12 protein-coding genes are annotated in these 19,486 nt (G+C 66.2%); 4 read left to right on the top strand and 8 right to left on the bottom strand.

What is annotated here, in order from left to right:
- The 3 genes from AC1DQQ_RS01550 to AC1DQQ_RS01540 all read right to left on the bottom strand — a co-directional run bounded on the left by AC1DQQ_RS01550 (position 1) and on the right by AC1DQQ_RS01540 (position 11,257).
- The gene (locus tag AC1DQQ_RS01550) at positions 1–9,132 is read right to left on the bottom strand and encodes a hypothetical protein (RefSeq protein WP_478044088.1); all 9,132 of its coding nucleotides are present in this window, start codon (positions 9,130–9,132) and stop codon (positions 1–3) included.
- Between the two features lie 173 nt (positions 9,133–9,305).
- The gene (locus tag AC1DQQ_RS01545) at positions 9,306–9,824 is read right to left on the bottom strand and encodes a hypothetical protein (RefSeq protein WP_478044087.1); all 519 of its coding nucleotides are present in this window, start codon (positions 9,822–9,824) and stop codon (positions 9,306–9,308) included.
- A 716-nt stretch (positions 9,825–10,540) separates the two neighbouring features.
- Positions 10,541–11,257 carry a response regulator transcription factor gene (locus tag AC1DQQ_RS01540; protein WP_478044086.1) on the bottom strand — a complete coding sequence of 239 codons (717 nt, stop codon included), beginning with the start codon at positions 11,255–11,257 and terminating at the stop codon, positions 10,541–10,543.
- A gap of 340 nt (positions 11,258–11,597) precedes the next feature.
- On the opposite strand from AC1DQQ_RS01540, the gene AC1DQQ_RS01535 reads away from it, so the two are divergent.
- Positions 11,598–12,107 (top strand): N-acetyltransferase family protein, encoded by a 510-nt coding sequence (locus AC1DQQ_RS01535; RefSeq protein WP_478044085.1) that lies wholly within the window; start codon positions 11,598–11,600, stop codon positions 12,105–12,107.
- 197 nt (positions 12,108–12,304) lie between these two features.
- On the opposite strand, the gene AC1DQQ_RS01530 is transcribed toward AC1DQQ_RS01535, so the two are convergent.
- Genes AC1DQQ_RS01530 through AC1DQQ_RS01520 form a run of 3 tightly spaced genes read right to left on the bottom strand, consistent with a single transcriptional unit; the run spans position 12,305 to position 14,984 of the window.
- Positions 12,305–12,907 (bottom strand): TetR/AcrR family transcriptional regulator, encoded by a 603-nt coding sequence (locus AC1DQQ_RS01530; protein ID WP_478044084.1) that lies wholly within the window; start codon positions 12,905–12,907, stop codon positions 12,305–12,307.
- A complete protein-coding gene (locus AC1DQQ_RS01525) occupies positions 12,907–14,601 on the bottom strand; it encodes a sulfatase-like hydrolase/transferase (protein WP_478044083.1) in 1,695 nt (564 codons plus the stop codon). Before AC1DQQ_RS01525 ends, AC1DQQ_RS01530 begins: the two co-directional genes overlap by 1 nt.
- Positions 14,598–14,984 carry a hypothetical protein gene (locus tag AC1DQQ_RS01520; RefSeq protein ID WP_478027801.1) on the bottom strand — a complete coding sequence of 129 codons (387 nt, stop codon included), beginning with the start codon at positions 14,982–14,984 and terminating at the stop codon, positions 14,598–14,600. Before AC1DQQ_RS01520 ends, AC1DQQ_RS01525 begins: the two co-directional genes overlap by 4 nt.
- A 110-nt stretch (positions 14,985–15,094) precedes the next feature.
- Here AC1DQQ_RS01520 and AC1DQQ_RS01515 point away from each other — a divergent pair, with 110 nt between their 5' ends.
- Positions 15,095–16,180 carry an MBL fold metallo-hydrolase gene (locus AC1DQQ_RS01515; RefSeq protein ID WP_478044082.1) on the top strand — a complete coding sequence of 362 codons (1,086 nt, stop codon included), beginning with the start codon at positions 15,095–15,097 and terminating at the stop codon, positions 16,178–16,180.
- A gap of 34 nt (positions 16,181–16,214) precedes the next feature.
- Here AC1DQQ_RS01515 and AC1DQQ_RS01510 read toward each other — a convergent pair whose 3' ends face one another.
- Together AC1DQQ_RS01510 and AC1DQQ_RS01505 are read right to left on the bottom strand one after the other, a co-directional pair.
- On the bottom strand, positions 16,215–17,132 hold the full coding sequence (locus AC1DQQ_RS01510) for a haloalkane dehalogenase (RefSeq protein WP_478044081.1): 918 nt from the start codon (positions 17,130–17,132) through the stop codon (positions 16,215–16,217).
- A gap of 78 nt (positions 17,133–17,210) precedes the next feature.
- Entirely contained in the window at positions 17,211–18,032 is an 822-nt protein-coding gene (locus tag AC1DQQ_RS01505; RefSeq protein ID WP_478044080.1) for a CDP-diacylglycerol diphosphatase, read from the bottom strand.
- Positions 18,033–18,252: 220 nt separating this feature from the next.
- On the opposite strand from AC1DQQ_RS01505, the gene AC1DQQ_RS01500 reads away from it, so the two are divergent.
- Positions 18,253–18,972 (top strand): FadR/GntR family transcriptional regulator, encoded by a 720-nt coding sequence (locus AC1DQQ_RS01500; RefSeq protein WP_478044079.1) that lies wholly within the window; start codon positions 18,253–18,255, stop codon positions 18,970–18,972.
- Positions 18,973–19,003: 31 nt separating this feature from the next.
- Positions 19,004–19,474 carry a hypothetical protein gene (locus tag AC1DQQ_RS01495; RefSeq protein WP_478044078.1) on the top strand — a complete coding sequence of 157 codons (471 nt, stop codon included), beginning with the start codon at positions 19,004–19,006 and terminating at the stop codon, positions 19,472–19,474.
- Positions 19,475–19,486: the final 12 nt, after the last annotated feature.

The following is a 19,486-nucleotide window of genomic DNA, read 5'->3' as shown; positions in this document are numbered from 1 at the left end:
TCAGAACTGGATGCCGAAGCCGGCATTGGCACCGACCCGCTGCTGGGTGTCGTAGGTCACCCCGGCCTTGAAGATGGTGCGACCATCATCCATCACGCGGGAGAGACCGAGCGAGAAGGCCGACTGACCCTGATAGGTGCCGGCACCGAAGGCGAGCATGCCGCGCCCGGGTTCGAACGCCTGGGGAAGACCCGCCGCCGCCAGGGCGCCGGCGGTTCCTGCATTGGCATTCCGCTGGACCCTCCCAAGGTCGTACTGGATCCCGGCCAGCTTGATGTCGGTATAGGCATTGGCCGAAGCCAGCGTGCTGGCCATACCGCTGTTGAGCTGCTGGACGTTGACCGCATCGGTCGGCGCGACGCCGGCCGCGACGTTGCTCAGCACCGTCGCCGGGCCGCCGGGGTTGAACGTCACCGACTTGCCGCCGGCGTCATATTGCACCGAATTGCCCGCGACCTGCTGCACCGCATAGAGTTGCGAGCCGTTGACGGCATCGGACGATCCCGCGTTCACGGCACCGGCGCCAACGTTCCGGACGACATTGCCGCCCATGTTGACCACCGTGTTCTGTCCCACGGATAGGCCGCCATTGGCGGTCACCGTGCCGGCGAAGGTCGGATTGTCGGCCACCGCGACCTGGAGCTGGTTGCCGTTCAGCGTCACGACGGTGTTGGAGCCCGCCGTCACGTTGAGCGTGCCGTTCGACCCGATGTTGGTCGTCGGGCCGCCATTGGCCTGGATATTCCAGCCGGCGCCGGCGGTCTGATTGATCGCCTGCAACGCGTCGTTGACGTTGGTATAATTGTTCCCGCCGACGTTCAGGTTGGTCGTGACGGTGCCGGTGCTCGAATCGTAGCTCGAATTGCCGCCCAGCCCCGCCGCCGTGCTGTTGCCCAGGTTGGTGACGTTATTGGCGACCGTGGTGACACTGCCGGCGATATTGGTCACGCGGTTGTCGAGGTTGGTGATCTGGGTGTTCTGCGCGCCCAGCGCATCGCCGACATTGTTGTAGGTGTTCCCGCCGACCGCGTAGCTCGGCGCGGTATAGGCGCCGGTGGTGGGATTGTAGGACGCGCCGCCGCCCAGCGAAGTGGCGGTGTTCTGCGCGACCTGGTTGAGCTGGCTGACATTGACCGCATCGGTCGGCGCCGAACCCGCCGCGACGTTGGTGACCTGGCGCTCGGCGCCCGCCGCGCCGACCGAGACTTCGCCGGCCGAGCTTTGCGGCGTGCCTAGGCCATAAGCGGAATAGCCGATCCGCGATCCCACCGTCGTCACCGCGCCCGCACCGAGCGCGACGCTGCCCGCGAAGCTTGCATTGGCGCCGGGTCCGATCGCGATCGACTGGATTCCGGTGGCGACCGAGTTGGTGCCGAGCGCGATACCGTCGGCTCGCGAGACCCGGGCATTCTGGCCGATCGCGGTGCCGCCGGGCGCGGTCTGATCGACTACCGCGCCATTGCCGATGCCGACGCCATTGTCGCCATTGACCACCGTAGTCGGTCCAACCGCAACGGAGTCGACCCCGACAGCCAGCGAGTCCAAAGCCACCGAATTGGCGTGGAAATATTTGGTCGAGGTGACCGACACCGATCCGATCGCGCCCTGAAGCTGGCGGAGCGTCACCGCGTCATTCGCCGCGGTACCGTCGGCGACGTTGATGATCTGGCGATATTCGCCGGTCGTCGAATTGCCGACCGACACCGCCCCGAGCAGCGTGGCATCGCTGGTATTATAGGGCACGAAGCCCAGCCCCGCCGGAATGGCGCCGATCGAAGGGGCGAGCGCGCGATCGGAGAGCGACCCGCTGCCCAGCGCGAGCGAGCCATCGACGCTCGCCACCGCATTGTTGCCCATCGCGATACTGTCGGTGTTGTTGGCCACAGCCTGCGGCCCGACCGCGACGCTGTTGGTGCCTACCGCCTGGCTGTCGGCGAGCGTCGAGGTGGAGTGGAAATATTTGATGCCACCGCCATTGGTGATGTTGGTGACGGTCGCCCCGATGCTGGTCACCGTATTGCCGAGCGTGGTGACGGTGTTGCCGAGGTTGGTGACCGTATTGCCGAGATTGGTCACGTTCGTGCCGAGGCTGTCGACCGCCTGGTTGGTGGCGAACAGCTGCGATCCGTTGACCGCATCGGTCGACCCGCCATTGACCTGTCCCGCCGCGACATTGGTGATCGTCCGCTCGGCACCGACGGCACCGATGCTCAGCGTGCTGGTCGGCGAGGTTCCGGCGAAGGCATAATTGGTACCGTTGATCGTGATGCCGCCGGTCGCCACTGCCGCCGTCGTGGTCGAACCGTTGCCGAGCGCGATGTCGCCGGCATTGTTGGCCACCGCATTGGGGCCGATTGCGACCGAGTCCGTGCCCAGCGCCTGGCTGTCGGCCAGGGTCGAGGTGGCATGGAAATATTTGATGCCGCCGCCATTGGTGATGTTGGTGACGGTCGCCCCGATGCTGGTCACGGTGTTACCGAGCGTGGTGACGGTGTTGCCCAGGTTGGTGACCGTGCTGCCGAGGTTGGTCACGTTCGTGCCGAGGCTATCGACCGCCTGGTTGGTCGCGAACAGCTGCGATCCGTTGACCGCGTCGGTCGACCCGCCGTTGACCTGTCCCGCCGCGACATTGGTGATCGTCCGCTCGGCGCCTACCGCACCGATGCTCAGCGTGCTGGTCGGCGAGGTGCCGGCGAAGGCGTAGTTGCTGCCGTTGATCGTGATACCGCCGGTCGCCACCGCCGCCGTGGTGGTCGAGCCATTGCCGAGCGCGATGTCGCCGGCATTGTTGGCCACCGCGTTCGGCCCGATCGCGACCGAATCCGTGCCCAGCGCCTGGCTGTCGGCCAAGGTCGAGGTGGCGTGGAAATATTTGATGCCGCCGCCATTGGTGATGTTGTTGACCGTGTTGCCGAGATTGGTGATGTCGGTCGTATTCGTCGCCACCTGCTGGTTGGTCGCGTACAATTGCGAGCCGTTGACCCCATCGGTCGACGTCGCATTGATCGCGCCCGGCGCAACGTTGGTGATGACCTTATTGCCGGCATTGATGCCGGTGGTAGTGACGCTGGGCCCGCCGGCGATGGTCAGGCCGCCAGTGTTCAGCAGCGTCCCGCCGGCCGTCACGCTGTTGACCGTCAGGTCGGGGTTGGTGGCGACCGTTATGTCGGTGCCGGTGCGCGTGACCTTGATATTCTGTCCGTCGAGGAACTGGACCGTGCCGCCTGGCGCGACATTGCTCGCCGCATCGCCATTGGTGCGGACGTTCCAACCCGCATTCGCCGCCTGGCTGGTCGCGAACAGCTGCGAGCCGTTGACCGCGTCGGTCGAGGTCGCACTGATCACGCCCGGTGCGACGTTGGTGATGACCTTGTTGGCCGCGTTGATCCCGGCGGTGGTCACGCTCGGACCGCCAGTGATGGTCAGGCCGTTGGTGTTGAGCAGGCTATTGCCGGTGGTGACGCTGGTGAACACCGGGGCGTCCGCCATTTGCAGATTGATCGCGCCCGTCGCCGGGTCGGTCACCGTCTTCAGATTGGCGCCCGAATAGCTGCCTGCCGTGGTCGCCGTGCCCTTGATCGTCAAGGCCGTGCCGAGGTCGCGATGGACGATGCCCGCGGTCGCATCATTGGCGGTGAAGTTCAGACCCGTGGTCACCACGCCGCCGGTCGACGCGGTCAGCTGGCTGACATTGACCGCATCGGTCGGGTTCACGCCCGCCGCGACATTGGTGATGGTCGTGCCGGCCGCGTTGATCCCGATATTGGTCAGGCTCGGACCGGTGCCGCCATTGGTGGTGAAGCCGGTGCTGGTGATGCTGGCACCGCCCGCGCCGCCGACATTCACCGCGGTGCCGATCGCCAGGACCGGGGCGAGGTTGAACCCGACATTGTTGCTGGCGGCGGTCTTGCTGACCACGATGTTGCCGTCGCTATTGTTCAGGTCGACAGTGGTGCCGGTGGCGCTGGCCACGCCGACATTGGTCGCGTTGGCGCCCTGCGCCGTCACGTTCCAGCCGGCAGTGGCCGCCTGGCTGGTCGCGAACAATTGCGAGCCGTTGACCGCGTCGGTCGAGGTCGCGTTGACCGCGCCCGGCGCGACATTGGTGATGACCTTGTTGGCCGCGTTGATCCCAGTGATGGTCACACTCGGACCGCCAGTGATGGTCAGGCCATTGGTGTTGAGCAGGCTGTTGCCGGTGGTGACGCTGGTGAACACCGGCGCATCCGCCATCTGCAGGTTGATCGCCCCCGTCGCCGGGTCGGTCACCGTCTTCAGATTGGAACCCGAATAGCTACCCGCCGTGGTCGCCGTGCCCTTGATCGTCAAAGCCGTGCCCAGGTCGCGATGGACAATGCCCGCGGTCGCGTCGTTGGCGGTGAAGTTCAGACCCGTGGTCACCACGCCGCCGGTCGACGAGGTCAGCTGGCTGACGTTCACCGCATCGGTCGGGTTCACACCCGGCGCGACATTGGTGATGGTCGCCCCGCCCGCGTTGATCCCGGCGGTGGTCACGCTCGGGCCGCCGGTGATGGTCAGGCCGTTGGTGTTGAGCAGGCTGTTGCCGGTGGTGACGCTGGTGAAGGCCGGCGTCGCCGAGGTCGCGATCTGCACTTCCGCGCCGTTCTGGGTGATCGCGATATTGTTGCCCGCCGTATAGGTCACGGTCCCGCCCGGTGCGACGTTCTGCACGCTGGTGCCGGTCACCGTGCCGGTGCCGGTTGCCGCCGTGGTCGCATTCCATCCGGCCGACGCGGTGGTGTTCACCGCGGTCAGCGCCGACTGCACATTGTTGTAGGTGTTACCGCCGACCGACAGGCCGGCCGTCACCGTATCCGTCGTCGGATTATAGACCGACGTCCCGCCCAGCGAGGTCGCGACGCTCTGGCCCAGATTGTCGAGGCCCGTTCCGACCGCCCCGATCGCCTGGTTGGTGGCGAACAGCTGCGACCCGTTGATCGCATCGGTCGAGCTGCCGCTGATGCGGCCCGCGGCGACATTGGTGATGGTCCGTTCGGCGCCGGGTGCCCCGACGCTTACCGTGCTGGTGGGCGTGGTGCCGACAAAGGCATAATTGGTGCCGTTGATCGTCACGCCCGCCGTCCCCACCGCCGTCGCGGTGACCGAGCCCGAGCCCAGCGCCACATCGCCCGCGCTTGCCGCGGCGATGGCGCCGTTGCCCAGCGCGACATTGCCGGCAAGGCCGGCCGCGCCCGCGGTCGAGCCATTGCCGAGCGCGACGCTGCCCTGGCCGATCGCCTTGTTGTTGTTGCCGATCGCGACCGCGCCATTGGCCTGGTTCGCGGCCGTCGCCGTCGCGGTCCCATCGCTATTGGCGATGTTGTTGGCGCCGCCGGTGAACGCACCGGTGCCGCTGGCGAAGCTCGGATCGCCGATCGCCACCGCGCCGTCGCCGAACGCGGTGTTGGAGCGTCCGATCGCCACCGCGCCGCCGGCGGCGGTGCCGGCAGTGGCCGTGCTCAGATTGCCGATCGCGACGTTCGTGCCGGTCGCGCCGGTCGTGGCGGAATCGCCGACCGCGACCGAGGAGGCGCTGCCGGATGTTGCCTTATATCCCAACGCGACCGAATTCGTGAAACCGGCAACCGTGTTCTGCCCGATGGCGACGGCGCGTTGCCCCGATGCCGAGGCTGCAGTCCCTAGGAGCGGGGTGCCGCCGCCACTGCCGATCGCGATGGCTCCTGAGGCGGTCGCGCCGGCCCCGGTCGTTGGGCCCGCGCCGATGGCGATCGCATAGGCGCTGCTTCCGGACGCCGCCGCCCCGAGCGCAATCGAATTCGTGCCGAGCGCTGCGGCTTGGGAACCGATCGCCGTCGCGTTGCTCTGGCCGGTACGCGCCGAACCGCCGACCGCGACCGCCCCAAAATCGGCGCCCGAACTTTGATTGAGGGCGCCATTGCCGATCGCGACGCTGTTCGAAGCCGCCGAAACCGCGTTCGGCCCCGAGGCGACGGAGTTCAGGCCGGTCGCGCCATTATTCGTGTAGTTGCCGCGCACGGTGCCACCGTCATTCACGCTGTAATAATGCCCCTGCACCGCAGCGGTGGCGGTGGTCAGCTGGCTGACATTGACGGCGTCGGTCGGGTTCACCCCGGCCGCGACATTGGTGATGGTCGTGCCGGCCGCGTTGATGCCGGTGGTAGTCACGCTGGGGCCGCCGGCGATGGTCAGGCCGTTGGTGTTGAGCAGGCTGTTGCCGGTGGTGACGCTGGTGAACACCGGGGCGTCCGCCATCTGCAGATTGATCGACCCCGTGGCCGGGTCGGTCACCGTTTTCAGATTGGCGCCCGAATAGCTGCCCGCCGTGGTCGCCGTGCCCTTGATCGTCAAGGCCGTGCCAAGGTCGCGGTGAACGATGCCGGCGGTCGCGTCATTGCCGGTGAAGTTCTGACCGGTGGTCACCACCGCACCGGTCGACGAGGTCAGCTGGCTGACGTTGACGGCATCGGTCGGATTCACGCCCGCCGCGACATTGGTGATCTTCGTGCCGGCCGCGTTGATCCCGGTGGTGGTCACACTCGGGCCGCCGGCGATGGTCAGGCCGGTGGTACCCAGCACCGTGCCGCCCGCGGTCACGCTGTTGACCGTCACATCGTTGGCCAGATCGAAGGTGACGTCGTTGCTGGCCGTGCCCTTGGTCACGACGATGTTGCCGTCGCCGTTCTTCAGGTCGATGCTGTTGCCGGTCGCGCTGGTCGCGCCGACATTGGTCGCGTTGGCGCCCTGGGCGCTCACCGTCCAGCCCTGGCCCAGCGCGCCTACTGCCTGGTTGGTGGCGAACAGCTGCGATCCGTTGATCGCATCGGTCGAGCTGCCGCTGATGCGACCCGCGGCGACATTGGTGATGGTGCGCTGATCGGTCCCGCTGCCGACGCTAACGGTGCTGGTCGGCGTCGTGCCGGCGAAATTATAGGTCGTGCCGCCGATCACCGCGCTCGCCGTACCGACCGCTGCCGCCGTGACCGAGCCCGAACCCAGCGCTACGTCGCGCGCATTGTTCGCGATCGCGGAGTCGCCGAACGCCACCGCGCCCGCCGCAAGCGCACTGCTGGTGTTGCCTAGCGCCACACTGCCCTGGCCGACCGCCTTGTTGCCATTGCCGATCGCGACCGCGCCATTGGCCTGGTTCGCGGCCGTCGCCGTCGCCGTTCCATCGCTGTTGGCGATGTTGTTGGCGCCGCCAGTGAAGGCGCCGGTGCCGCTGGCATAGCTCGGATCGCCGATCGCCACTGCGCCGTCGCCGAACGCGGTGTTGCCGGCGCCGATGGCGGTGGCCTTGCCGCCCGTCGCGGTCGAGCCCCTGCCGACCGCCACAGCATCGGTCGAGTTCGCCACTGCGCCGAGGCCGACCGCCACAGCGTTCGCGGCCGTCGCACTGGAATTGTTGCCGACCGCGACCGCGGCCGTGCCCGTGCCCTGCGCTCCCGAACCTGCGGCAACGGAGCCGATTCCACTCGACACTGCCCCATTGCCCAAGGCTAACGCGAAATTGGCCGAGGCATTGGCGGAGGGACCGAATGCTGCCGCGCTTGTCGCCGTTGCCTGTGCGGCGGTCCCGACCGCGGCGGCGGCGTTGCCGGACGCCGTACTCTGGCGACCGATTGCCATGGAGTCGGTCTGGGATGCGGTCACGTCCGTGCCGATGGCGATCGCGCTCCCGGCTAGGGCGCCTGTTCCGGCGCCGGTGCGGGCGCCCAGATAGATGGAGTTCACACCGCTGGCAGTCGCTCCAAGGCCAATGGCCGCGGCGTTGGCCTGGCTGGCTTGAGCGTTATGGCCGATCGACGTAGTGTTATTGACGGTAACGCCGATACCGGCATTGGTGCCGATCGCGACGTTGTCGGTGCCCGTGACCAGACTGCCCGCGGAGGCGGAAAGCGTAGCGTCATAAGCGACCGTGCCGTCGCCGGTGCCGAGGGCGACGTTGCGCTGGCCCGTGACGCCGGAACCGGCGCCTCTCAAGACGTTGGGGACACCCCCGCCGACAGCGGTGTTCTGTCCGCCGCTGACGAGCGTGCCCGCCGCAATGCCCACCGCAACCGAGCTCGCGTTGCCGGTGGTGGATCCCGCGCCAGCGCCCTGACCGACCGCAACCGTGCTGCCGCCGACGGCTGTCGCCTGCGCTCCGAGCGCGGTCGCACTGTTACCAGCCGCCTGAGCACCGTTACCGACGGCGGTGGAGGCAGTGCCTGTGGCGGCGGACACCCGGCCGAGGGAAAGGGAAGAATCGCCGCTAGCTACCGATCCGTAGCCCCCAGCCAACGCCCAGTTATTGCTGGCGGTGGAGCCGACGCCAACGGCGGTGGAATTTCCTCCCGTTGCCTGGGCGTTGGTGCCCAGCGCGCTGGCACCGGCCGCGGCGGCATTTGCTGCAACGCCAATCGCGACAGTGTTGATGTTGCTTGAAGTCGCGCCGCCGCCGATCGCCACGGCCCCGCCGGCGCCTGTGGCCGACGCGTCTTGGCCGATTGCCACCGAATATTGTGTCGATGAAATCGCGCGAGTTCCGATCCCAATCGCATTGAGCTGGGAAGCCGTCACATCGGTGCCGATGCCGATGGCCCCCTGCGCAAGCGCTCCGGTTCCCGCGAGGCTACGCGCGCCGAGATAGACAGAGTTGATCTGGGTCGCGGCGGCCTGGAAGCCGATGGCGACGGCGTTCTGGGCGGCAGCGTTGGTATTATGACCTTCCGCCACGGAATCCTGTCCAGATGCCGTTGCCGTATTGCCGATCGCGACACTATCCGCCCCGCTCGCGGTCGCAGTCTGGGTGGTCGTGCCGATCGCAATGCTCCGGGGCCCCGACGCCGTGCCGTTTCCGACGGAGGTCTGGGCAAATGCCGGCGCGGGCAAGCCGAGCGCGGCGATCGCGGCCAGGCCGCCGATCACGCTCGCCGGGCTCGCAGACGCCAGCAGCACCGAGCGGGCACCGCCGCCGAAGCCGAGCGATCCGACGCCCATGTCCTTGTGGTCGACGCCCAGCACGCGATGCGCGCGGCGCAGCACCGCCATCAGCCGCCGCCGCTGTGACCAGCTCGCGCCTTCCGCGCCAACGACCCAGTTTGCGGCAAAGCGAGTGCGACGAACATTCTGCGACTCATACCCGGACATGGCACTTCCCCTTGTTGAACTGGCCGCGGCACCTCGACCGATGGCCCGGAGCGAACACACAGCGTCCCCACCGCCCCGACGCGCGGGGACGCTTTCACGACTTCCGAACTTCAAATTACGGCTATTGGAGAGGGCCGAGCGACGCGCCTTGGCTCATCCCGGCCCTCCCGGCATCACCCGATGTCGGCGCCTCGCGCAACGGTCACCACCACACAGGCGTTGCCGCTGGCGATCAGCATCGCCTGACCCTGATTGCCGCCGAGATTGTAGAGCGGCACACCGGACAGCGAGCCCGCGATGACACTGCCCGCCGGCAGCAGGGCAACGACGTCCTTGCACGCACGCTGGAACGGCGCGACGCGGACCAGCTGCCCCTCGCACTTCGTGCCGACCGGCGTCGCCACGACGACCCCGGCAGCCTGAGAATTGTAGGCGGCGGTCTTATACGTCATGCCGAGCACACCCACCACGCCATGCGCGTCCGGCGCTGCCTTCTCGGTCTGCACTTGCCCCGAATAATCGGAGCCGAGCGCGACCGTCTGGCCGAGCGCCGAGAAGAGATTGGCGCATTTGCGCACGCCGAGCTGGCCGACCTGGGCCTGGAATGGATTGGCGGGTTGGGCCGGTGCCGCTGCCTGCGGCGTGGCGGCGACGTTACCCGCCAGAAAGGCCGTGCCCAACGTGGCGAGCATCAGGCGCCGCACGCCCCGTCCGGAAACAGTCGCGCGGCGGGAAAGGGCAGAAACTGCCCTGAATTGCTTGATCACACCAATACCCCTTTTCGTTACACAAGCGCCCCACTTGGATAATCATCCAAGAAGTTGCTTCGACACCCTCACCAATAGATGGATTAGACGTTTGACCCCATCTGACCCCTTTTGTCAGCACTGCCAGACTAAGCAGACAAATTGGGCTATGCAATAGGTATCAAACGGATTTTTCTTAGTTAACAGTGAGTTAATCTGGTCGGATTTAGTATGATATCGACGTCTAGATGGGAAAATATACTGAATGATACTAATTCCGACTGACTTTCGATTGTAAACAGTTGTAACGAAACTGTTTCAATTGTCGTTCGGGGACATGTTCGCGGCCGGCGCGGCAAGCGAGTCGGCGGAAATGCAAAGTCTGGAGTCGTGCGCGATCCGCTTTTTCGTCATGCCGGCCTTGTGCCCGTTCGAGCTTTGGCTTGCCCCCGGCAAGCCAAGATCGTGTCCGGGGGACACGATCTCGCTCGAACGCCACCAGGCGGCAAGCCCGGGAAAAGAAGCTCTTGCTATGCGCCAACCTGCACGGTGGATGCCGGGACAAGCCCGGCATGACGGTTAAATGTGATGCCCGACTACGACAGCTCGCTCCGACAGTTCGCTCCAAAGTGGCCGCGGTCGCGTGCTATTCGCAGCCCAGGCTAACGCTCGAGCGCGCGGCGCCTGTCCAATCGGAGTTGGGCCGAGAAGAGATAGCCTTGCCCGTGCACCGTCTGGATCGGCGCGGGAGATCCGGTGGCGCTTTCGATCTTGCGCCGCAATCGGCGGATCACGGCGTCGAGATTCTTGTCGCCGACCGCGTCGTCCCCATAACCGAGTTCGGCCCGCAATTCCGCGCGCGAGACGACCGTTCCCGTCTGGCTCAGCAGGCGCCGGACGAATTTCGCTTCGACCGCGCTGAGCTTCACCGACGGCCCGTTCGGCGCCTGCAGCCTCCAGTGGTTGGTATCGAAGAACCAATCGGACGACGCGGCGGGTGCCGCACGCGCGACCCCGTTAAGGGCGAGGCGGCGGAGCAGGTTGCGCAAGCCGTGGATCAGCTCTTCGCCATCGACCGGCTTGGTGAAATGGAGGTCCGCCCCGCTCTCGAAGCACGCGATGCGATTGCGCGCCTCGTTTCCGGTGCTCAGGGCGATGATGCCGATATTTCCCATCCCGCGCAGCCAGGACAGAATATCCAGCCCTGCCCCTTCGGCAAGATCGGCGTCGACGACGGCGATATCGCAGCCGCTCGTTGCCATGGAGCGATAGAATTCCAGCGGCGATGCGATCGCTTCGACGTCGAATCCCTCACGCTGCAGGCACTCGTGCAGCACCGCACGAGATCGCGCATCCCCTTCGATAAGGATGATGCGCATTATGCTACCGAATTCGGCTGCGAAATCAGTCGCCGGAAATCTGGTAAAAAATCTAAGCGGATCAAATGGTTGAGAGATATACCTTGGAAAGGAAATACCAATTTCACCACAACCCCCTGATAATACGTCAGAGTAATTGCTTAGGTAGGTCCGGATCGGAACTCAATACGCCAGGCAAGCAGTTCATCGCATCCGAGGCATGTATCGCAGCGATACGGAATCGCATCCAGCAGAATACGGTGTTGAGAGCTTATTCTTCGGCAGGGCGATGATCGCAAAAATTCGAAAAGCGCGGCGCCACCCGGTTGCGTCGGTCGCGATGGCTTGCGAGGTTGCGGCCATGACCGAGCTTTGCATCCGTCCCATTCGGCCCGACGACGCCGCGTCGATCGCGGCGATCTATGCGCATCATGTGCTGCGCGGCACCGCGACGTTCGATACCGAGCCCCCTGAGGTCGCGGCATGGCGCGAGAAGATCGCGTCGATCACCGCGCGCGGATGGCCGTTCGTGGTCGCCGAGCGGGACGGCGCCGTGGTCGGCTATGCCTATGCCACCCAATTCCGCGACCGCCCGGCTTATGCCGAGACTTGCGAGAACAGCATCTATCTCGCGCCCGACCAGCTCGGCCGGGGGATCGGATCGCGCTTGCTGGCCGCGCTGGTGGCGGCGGCGCACCGGGCGGGATTTCGCCAGATGGTCGCGGTCATCGGCGGCAGCGAGCCCGCCTCGGTCGCGCTGCACGCCAAATGCGGCTTCGTCCATGCCGGCAGGATGATCGGCGTCGGCCGCAAGTTCGGTCGGATATTGGATACAATATACATGCAGCGCGCGCTGGACGGCGAGGGCTAGGTAAGAAACCCGAATAAGCCGTTGTTCTTGAAGCGTTCCAGTTTCCAAACTCGTCATCCCAGCGAAAGCTGGGATCTCAAGCGGCATCGCGTCATCGCCAGAGACCCCAGCTTTCGCTGGGGTGACGGGAGGGGCGCTGGGGTGACGGGAGGATTCCGCGGGGATGACGAATACGACCCAACCTAGAGGCTCCCGCTTTAAGCCGCAGGGCCGGAGCCCTCCACCCCCGCTAGCCGCAGCACTTCGCGCAGGACGATCCGGCGCGCCAGGTCGATCGACAGACCCTGCTCGTCGCGCAGCCGCTGCCACGCCTCAAAGCTCAACATCAGGTCGATCGTCTCGAACCGCACCTCGTCCTCGGTGATCGCGCGCGGCAGAAACGAGCGCAGCCGCTGCCGCATCATCCCCAGCATGCGGGCATGTTCGGCCTGGATCGCCGGCGACATGTGGCGATGCGCGTCGCCCGCGCGCTTGAACGGCAACAGGCGTTCGTAGGTCGCCGTCCGTCGCTCGATCGCCTCGATCAGCTGGCCTTGCCACTCGGTCGAATCGAACGGGATCAGCCACATCTCATAATGTTCGGCCAGCCGCCCGGTCATCGCGGCGTAGAGGCTTTCCATGTCGGTGAAGTGCCGGAACACCGTGCGCAGGCCGACTTTGGCGCGCGACGCCACCTCCTCGGCGCTCGGCGTGATCCGCCCCTCGGCGACCAGTTCGAGCATCGCCGCGACGATAGCATTGCGGCTGTTCTGGGAGCGGCGGCGGCGGCCGTCTGGGGCCATGACGTCGGGTGGGTTCATCAGTTCGACCAGTAAATATAGGTTTCGCCAGCGCGCGGCTTGGTACCGAGCGGCCGATCGATCGCGATCGGCGTACGGATCAGCGACGGCCAGGCCGGCTTTACGCTGTCGCGATCGTGCAGGGCAATCAGCCCCTTGAGCCGCGCCACGACGTCGGGATGGAGCGAGGCGACGTCGCGCCGCTCGGTCGGGTCGGCCTTCATGTCGTAGAGCAGCGCAACGTGCGGCAAATCGAGCAGTTGCAACTTCCAGTCGCCGTCGCGCACCACGCGATACGGCCCGCTGCGCCAGAACAACGTGTTGTGCGGCGCACCGGTGCGCTTGCCCTCGACGAACGGCATCAGGTCGACGCCGTCGATCACGCGGTCCTTGGGGAGCGCCGCGCCCGCGACGTCGCCGGCGGTCGAGAAGATATCGAAATGGCTGACCGGCCCCGCAATACTGGTGCCCGGACGGATTTTCGCCGGCCAGCGCATGAAGAACGGCACCTTGACGCCGCCTTCGAAGAAGGTCGCTTTCCAGCCGCGATAGGGACGATTGATGTCGGGCAACCCGATATAATGCGCGCCGCCATTGTCGCTGGTGAAGATGACCAACGTATTCTGGTCGAGCCCCTGCGCCTTGAGCGTCGCCATCACCCGCCCGACGCCGCGGTCGAGCGCGCGGATCATCGCGGCATACACCCTCAAACGGTGATCGGCGATCTGCGGCAGCGCGTCGTAATCGGCCTTGAGCGCCTGAAGCGGCGTGTGCGGCGCGTTATACGCCAGATAGAGGAAGAACGGCCGGTTGCGGTTGGCGCCGATCGCCGCGATCGCCTGATCGGTCAGATAATCGGTCATGTAGCGCGCCGGCCGGAACCGCTCGCCGCCATTGTACTGGACGCTGAACGGAAGGTTGGCCCAAAGGAATTTGTCGATCGGGTCGAAATCCTGTTTCGAGTTTTCGATGTCGGGGCTGTTCTCGGGCAAATACATCTGCCCGCCGATCATGAAGCCCAGGCTTTCGTCGAATCCCTGTTCCTCGGGCCGCATGCCCTTGCCGTCGCCGAGATGCCATTTGCCGAGATGCATGGTGTGATAGCCGCGTGTCCGGAGCAATTCGGCGATGGTGATCTCGCTGCCCGGCACGCCCTTGTCGGCGGTGGTCGCCGGCGCGCGCGCGGCATCCTCGTCGAAGATCGTCTTGTGTTCCCAATCGGTCTTGAAGTTGGCGATATTGCGCGAAAACGCGGCGTCGGTGCGGATCAGGCCGGAGGGGAACCAGGCCGGCGGGTGAACTTCCGCGGGCGTGAATTCGTAGCCGAAGCGCGTGGGATAGCGCCCGGTCATCAGCGCCGCGCGGCTGGGCGCGCAGGTCGCATTGCCGGCATAGCCATCGGCGAAGCTCACGCCGCCGCGGCCCAGGGCATCGATATTGGGCGTCTTGAGCAAGCCCCCGGCGACCCCGCCGCCATTGAAGCTGATATCGTTATAGCCGAGATCGTCGGCGACGATCAGCACGATATTGGGCGGCCGTTTGTCCGCCGGCACCGCGGCGGTCGCGGGACCGGGCTGCCATTTGACCGGACGGTTGTCGGCGACGCGCGGCGCGATCCATCCCGGCAAATGGAGAAAGACGTAATCCTTGGCAGCGAACCCCGCCAAGCCGATCACGCCGACCGTGCCGAGCGTCCACTTGGCCCATGTCTTCATTGCCGCGGCTCCGCGTCGAACGTGCGCCAGCCCCAGGCCAGCAGTGCAATCATGATCGCTTCAGCCGCCATCGGCGTGAACGCGATCGTCGGCGCCCCGTCGGCGACCAGGCTGATCATGCGGCCGACGATGGCGATCGACAACAAGGACAGCGGGACGAGCAGCGGCGAGCGCCATGCCCGCCACGCAGCGACCAGCGCGAAGACGCCGCCGGTGACGAAGAAGGCGGTGAAATCGGCGCGCATCGTCGCCATTCCCTGCGTCCCCAACGAGGTCAGGAAAAAGCGCAATCCCGCTTGCGCCGGGTCGAGCAGGAAGCCGAGCCCCAGCACGATGTTGAACAGCCCGACCAGACCCACGACAACGCGAACGATAGTGCGCATCCGACCCCTCCCCTGTTTTGCGCATTGTAACACCCGCAACGTGCAGCGCAATGTTTCGGCATTGATAATGCCAAAAGATGCGCGCATCCTTCCGGCATAGGGAGAAGGGGATGCGGAAACGGATCGTCGCCGCAATCGCGGTGGCTTTGGCGGCAGTCATCGGCATGGCATCGTTCCAGCGGCAAGCGGGCGCGATGATGCTGGGCGCGGCGCTCGACGAGCGCGCCGGGCTGGACCGGACGGCCGCGCTGAGCGATGGGCTGCATGTCGGCTTGTGCGGGACCGGATCCCCGCTGCCCGACCCGACGCGTGCCGGCGCCTGCACGGTGATCATTGCGGGCAAGCACATCTTCGTGGTCGATTCGGGCGAAGGCGGCGCGCGCAACGTCGCTCTGATGGGCATCCCCAACGGGCGGATCGACGGCGTCTTCCTGACGCATTTCCATTCGGACCATATCGACGGCCTGGGACCGATGATGCTGCTGCGCTGGACCGGCAACGCCGCGACCAGCCCGCTGCCGATCTATGGGCCGCCCGGCATCGAGCGCGTGGTCGCCGGGTTCGACACCGCTTATGCGCTCGATTCGGGCTATCGCACCGCGCATCACGGCCCGGCGATCGCGCCGCCGTCGGGCGCCGGCGGGGTCGCCCGGCCCTTCGCCATCCCGCCGCGCGGATCGAACGACAGCGTGGTCGTGTTCGAGCGCGACGGCCTGCGCGTCTCCGCCTTCCGCGTCGATCACGGGCCGGTCGATCCGGCGATCGGCTATCGCTTCGACTATAAGGGCCGGTCGGTGGTGGTGAGCGGCGATACCACCACGAGCACGGCGTTGGTCGCGGCAGCGCGCGGCGCCGATCTGCTGGTCCATGAAGGACTGCAGCCCGAGCTCGTCAAGCTCACGACCGCGGCGCTGACCCGGCGTGGGATCAAGGGCACCGCGCAGATCACACGCGACATCTTGAGCTATCACGCCTCGCCTGAAGCGGTCGCGCGCGAGGCGCAAGCGGCGGGGGTGCGCTTCGTGGTGTTCAGTCACGTCATCCCGCAACTACCATCGCGGATGATGTATCCGGCGTTCCTGGGCGACGCGCGGCTTCTCTATGACGGGCCGATCCTGGTCGGCGAAGACGGGATGATGTTCAGCCTGCTCCCCGGATCGCGCGGGGTGGAGTTCACGCGGCTGCCGATCGGTTAAATTTCCGCAGGCGGGAACAGCTCGTTGACGACCTTCACGCCGCGACGCCCGTATCGACGCGGATGAGATCGTCGATCAGGGCGCACAATTCCGCGGGCGCATCCTCCTGGATGAAGTGACCGCCCCCGGCGATGATCTGGTGCGGCTGACCGCGCGCGCCGGGCACGCGCTCGATGAAGGCGCGTTCCCCGCCTTTGGTCACGGCATCCTTGTCGCCGAATGCGGTCAACACCGGCCGTTCGAACCGCTCGAGCACGGCCCAGGCAGCGCGGTTCTCCGCGACCGAGGCGTGGTCGGGCGTGATCGGCACCAAAACCGGAAACTGGCGCGCGCCTTCCTTGTAGCTTTCGTCGGGGAACGGCGCGTCATAAGCGGCGATCTCGGCGGCGGTGAGGTCGCGGCTGGTGCCGCCATTGACGATGAAGCCGACCGGGAATTGCGGCACGTTCTGGCTGAATGCGAGCCAGGCATCGAACCCCTCGGACGATCCAGTCCCGACCGGCAGCCCTGTATTGGACACGACCAGCCGCGCGAAACGATCGGGAAAGGCCGCGACCAGCCGCAGCCCGATCAGCCCGCCCCAATCCTGGCAGAACAGGGTGATGTCGGTCAGGTCGAGCGCGGTCAGCCACTCGCTCATCCAGGCGACGTGACGCTCATAGGTATAGTCGGTCCGTGCCGCCGGTTTGTCCGACTTGCCGAAGCCGATCAGGTCGGGCGCGATCACGCGATGTCCGCGCGCGACCAGATCGGGGACGAACTTACGGTAGAGATACGACCAACTCGGTTCGCCATGCATCAGCAGGATCGGCGCGGCGTCGCGCGGCCCCTCATCGACATAATGGATGCGCAGGTCGGTGCCGTCGGCATCGGTCACCATGAGGTAATGCGGCGCGAACGGATAATCGGCCAGATCGATGAAGCGCTCGTCCGGCGTTCTCAGCACTTCCATGGCACCCTCTCGCTCTATTTATTGGCACTATGCGTGCCATAATAGGTACGGAGGGTCAACGCGAGCGCCGGCGAGCGATCAGCCTCGCGCGACGTGCCCGGCACATTGATGGTCCTGCAGGCTTTCGCCCGACCCGTCATAGCCGGAAGCCGGGTCGGCGCGCGCCGCGAGCAGCACGAATCCCGGTCCATCGGAGAAGGTCGCGCCCGCCAGCACCAGCGTCCAGGCGCCCATCTCGGCTGGCGGCACCTTCAATCCCTTGGCCAAGGCGGTGAACGGGTCGGTGGGCACGCTATCGGCGCCATGGATGCGCAACGCGTAATAGCCATGGCCGGCGAGCGTGATCGGCGCCGACCAACCGCGGCCTAGCGATGCGAGCCGGCGATGGAGGTCGTCGCGGACGTCGACGCGCAGGCAATCGACGTGCAGGTGGAGCAGGTCCTGCGACCGCCCGTAGATCGAGTTGACCGCGATCCCGATATCGTCGCGAGTCAGCGTCGTGCCGAGCCGCTGGTCGACCAGCCGACGCACGCGCCAGGCGGGATCGAAATAATTGGTCGCGTCGGGGGCGAGCAATTGCGCATCCTCGATCCCGGTGATCAGCCGCGTCGGCATGACGAGATATTGGCTGACGCCGACGCGGTCCTTGAGCACGACATAGCCTGTGTCGACGCCGTTACCGATCGACACCTCGGTACAGGGATCGGGCTTGCCGCTCGTCTGCTGATCGGGGACGCATTTGCCGTTGACGATGCCCCACAGCACCTGACCATTGGTATGGACCGGCGGCGGCGGCAGGACCATCGCCGATCGCGGCGCGATCATCGGCGTCGCGCATCCCGCGAGGAACGCGCTGCCTGTGATCGCAAGAATGGCGCCGAGACCTCTGGATCGCGTCATCTATTTCCCTTTTGCACCCCGAGCGCACGAGGTATCCTATAGCGGCGCGTCTCGCGGCGCCCAAGCAGGCGCTCGCCGGATGGCGCCAGTCCCCGCGCAACCTCGCCAGCGCGCACGGGCCGTTGCCGCTGTCCGCCTTGTTGATCGTCATCGGCTTTCGAGGGTCTCCGTGCCGCCACGGGGTTGCGCCGAGGCGTCATCATGCGCATCGTCTTGCCGCATGAGCGAGAGGGTACGCGCCATCGAAGGCGGGTCTCTGGTCGATCGCGCGGTCCGCTGCGTGCGCGACCATATCCGCGACAACGACCTGAAGGTCGGCGACACGTTGCCCGGAGAGGGCGCGTTCGCGGAGCAATTGGGCGTCAGCCGCGCGGTGATGCGCGAAGCCTTTTCGACCCTGGCCGCCTTACACCAGATCGATGTCGGCAATGGCCGCAAGGCCCGCGTCGCGGCGATCGACGGGTGGGTGTTGTCGACCTTGCTCGACCATGCCGTCGCCACCGCGCAAGTCACCGTCAACGAGATCTGGGATGTCCGCCGCACGCTGGAATTGCGCACCGCAGAACTCGCCGCGATCCGGCGCAGCGACGGGGAAGCGCGCGCGATCATCGGCCATGCCCAGGCGATGGCGGCGCATGGCGATGACCTCGACGAACTGACCCGCCACGACATCGCCTTCCACCAGGCGATCGCCAAAGCGAGCGGCAACGTGCTGCTCTACAACATCATCCGTTCGTTCGAATCGCTGATGACCATCGCCGTGCCCACCGCCTGGCACACCCGCACCACCGCCGAGCAGCGGGCGATGGTGCTCGACCAGCATCACCGTCTGGCGGAAGCGATCGCCAACCGCGACACCGCCGCCGCAGTGGCCGAAATGAACACGCATTTCGATACGTCGATCGCCGATTTGTTTGCGCGCTATTCGGCAGCGATCTAGGGCAACTCGCTCCACGATCTGGAGTCGCGCGATGATAGCCAGCCTGTTCGCCGTCCTGTTGCTGCAGGCGGCACCCGCCACCGCCGCGCCCGTCTGCACCGCCACCATCGCGCCGCCGGCGGGACTCGAAGCATGGAGCGTGGCGCCCGGCATGACCGGCGATGTGATCGCACCGGGCAAGAATATCGCGCTGACGCTCGAACCGATCGACAGCGTCACCTTCCCGCTACCGCTCGAACGCAAGCCCGCCGCGGGCACCTTCGGCGGCGTCTATCACGTCACCATCGCGACCGCGGGCACCTATCGCGTGGCGTTGCAGAATGGCGCGTGGATTGACCTGGTGCGCGACGGCAAGTCGTTGACTTCGGTCGCGCATATGGAAGGCGCGCCCTGTTCGGGGATCCGCAAGATCGTCGACTTCGCGCTGCAACCGGGCACCTATATTGTGCAATTGTCGGGCGCGAAGACCGCGCAAACGCGGATCCTGATCGCAACGAAATAGCGTGTTGCGGGT

Source organism: Sphingomonas sp. P4_G3 (assembly GCF_056401105.1).
This window is presented reverse-complemented; position numbering and strand designations above follow the sequence as displayed.